A 2,528-nucleotide genomic window follows, 5' to 3' on the forward strand; every position below is an offset into this window, starting at 1 on the left:
GATGATTATTTCGCAAACCGTTTTAAGGAACGTTCTTTTACGTATGTCGCAGATGGAAGAAAAGCCATCAACATAGCGTTACAGCAGTATCATCTGCAGCCGGAAGATGTGGTAACTATTTTTACTTCCTCCGGCAATTTTTATATCAGTGGCTGTGTTACCAAAGAGATAGAAAAATTCTGCCAATGGTCAAGAGAAATAACTGATCAAACAAAGCTCATTTTCGTTAACCATGAATTTGGATATCCTTATAAACAAATAGAAAAACTACAAACATACAATCTTCCTATTATTGAAGACTGCTGCCATAGTTTTTTTTCAACGGATGAGGGAAATGAAATCGGCGTAACCGGTGATTTTGCCATCTATAGTTTTCCTAAAATGTTTCCACTCCAAATGGGAGGGTTGTTAACGGCGAACAGACCATTTTCCAACACAACAAAACTTAACAATGAAAAACTGCAGTACATTAAAAATGTATTGTCTCATTATATTGTTGATGAAAAAAGCATCATTGAAAAAAGAATTGCCCATTACAACTACCTGAAAAATTCGCTGGATAAAAACTTGTTTCAAGAAAGATTTGCTTTAAGCGATGGAATAGCGCCCGGTGTATTTATGTTTAGGGTAAAAGATGCCGGCATTTATTTACCTCCATTAAAAGAACACCTGTATGCACATGGTATTCAATGCAGTATTTTTTATGGTGAGTCCTCTTTTTTTATCCCGGTGCATCAAAACTTAAGATACACAGATTTTGATTATTTCGTTCAGGTTATAGCTTCATTTATAAAATCTTAAAACGATGAAATTTGTTTTTTTTGGGGGGAAAGAAATAGGTTCTTACATCTTGAGAAATCTTTTAAATGATGATATTATTCCTGCTGCAATTATTTCTTATCAAGATATTATAGCTCCTGAAGTTTTATTAATTGCGAAGGGAAAAGGGATTCCTGTTTTACAATTAAGAAACTTTAAAAATAGCATTTTCGAAATAATACAATTTATACAAAAATTGGATGCTGACAGTTATGTAAGCGTTTCATTTCCTTTTATTTTACCAAAGGAAATTTTGTCACTGGTAAAGACTCCAATAAATATACATACTGGTGCCATTCCTAAATACCGGGGTTATCATCCAATTAGCGCAGCTCTTCTGAATGATGAACCTTTCCAGGGAACAACAGTTCATTTAATGGCAGAAGAAGTTGATGCTGGAAGCGTGCTTTTGCAGGATTTTGTTGAAGTTAAAAACACTGATGATATCAATTCAATTAAAGAAAAGCTAATCAATCTTTCCAATAGTTTACTCATTACTGTCTTAAATCAATTACGAACAAATACCTTATACCCCAAGAAACAAATAGGTGAAATAATTTGGGCGCCAAAAAGATTACCAGAGGATAGTAAAATTGATTTTAACAATAAAACCAGGTATTTGCACAATTTCGTCAGAGCATTATCGGATCCTTACCCAAATGCATATTGTTTCCTAAAGGATGAAAAAATTAGGATAAAGTCAAGCCTTTCAGGCAATGTAAATGGGGAAGTTCTTAATAAGACAATTGATGGGAAATATATTATTGCAACTGCCGATGGGGTTTTGATAGTTGAATGTGACAGGTTATTGCAAATTGGAGATATTTTAAATTAACTTATAAAATTCGAACTTTGATAAAATTTCTTGACCTGCAAGCCATCAACCAATCCTTTGAACCTGCCTTATCGCAGGCAATACAAAGGGCGGTGCAATCCGGCTGGTATTTATTGGGAGAAGAAACCAAACAATTTGAAAAAGAATATGCGGCCTATTGCGGTGCTAAACATTGTATCGGCGTGGCCAACGGTTTAGATGCACTCAGGTTGATTTTAAAAGCCTGGATAGAAATGGGGCTGATGAAAGAAGGCGATGAAATTATTGTTCCAGCCAATACTTATATTGCCTCTATACTTGCCATTACCGATAACCGCCTGGTTCCGGTGCTGGTTGAACCCGATATCAATAGTTACAATATCAATCCATTTTTGATAGAAGAAAAAATAACCAATCGCACGAGGGCTATCATGATGGTGCATTTATACGGGCAGATTGCCATGCACCCCGAAATAGAAATACTGGTAACCAAATATAACCTGAAGTTGATTGAAGATGCTGCTCAATCACAGGGGGCAGAATATGTGGCTGCTGACGGCAAAATAAAAATATCAGGCAATATTGGCCATGCAGCAGGGCATAGTTTTTATCCCGGCAAAAACTTAGGCGCTTTAGGAGATGCAGGTGCAGTAACTACCAATGATGATGAATTGGCAACAATGGTAAGAACAATTGCCAACTATGGTTCACAGGTTAAATATCGTAATGAGTACCATGGCTTAAACTCAAGGCTCGATGAAATACAGGCTGCTGTACTGAGGGTAAAGCTAGAACGGATGGAAGCAGATAATCAAAAGCGCAGAGTAATTGCTCAATATTTTAAAGATAATATCAACAACGCTAACATTATCTTACCACAGTTATTGGTCAATAA

General features: G+C 36.0%; 3 protein-coding genes. All 3 read left to right on the forward strand.

Translation table 11 applies throughout. The features are described 5' to 3' along the window. Positions 1-801, forward strand: an 801-nt coding sequence (locus H7254_RS11910) for a DegT/DnrJ/EryC1/StrS family aminotransferase (RefSeq protein WP_301933173.1), incomplete at its 5' end; no start/stop codon positions are given. Between the two features lie 4 nt (positions 802-805). Beyond that, positions 806-1,654, forward strand: coding sequence for a methionyl-tRNA formyltransferase (locus tag H7254_RS11915; protein WP_301933174.1), 849 nt, complete (start codon positions 806-808; stop codon positions 1,652-1,654). Positions 1,655-1,671: 17 nt separating this feature from the next. Beyond that, the coding region (locus tag H7254_RS11920; protein WP_301933175.1) for a DegT/DnrJ/EryC1/StrS aminotransferase family protein at positions 1,672-2,528 on the forward strand (857 nt) is incomplete at its 3' end.

It is taken from the genome of Ferruginibacter sp., assembly GCF_014377975.1.
Classification (GTDB): domain Bacteria; phylum Bacteroidota; class Bacteroidia; order Chitinophagales; family Chitinophagaceae; genus Ferruginibacter.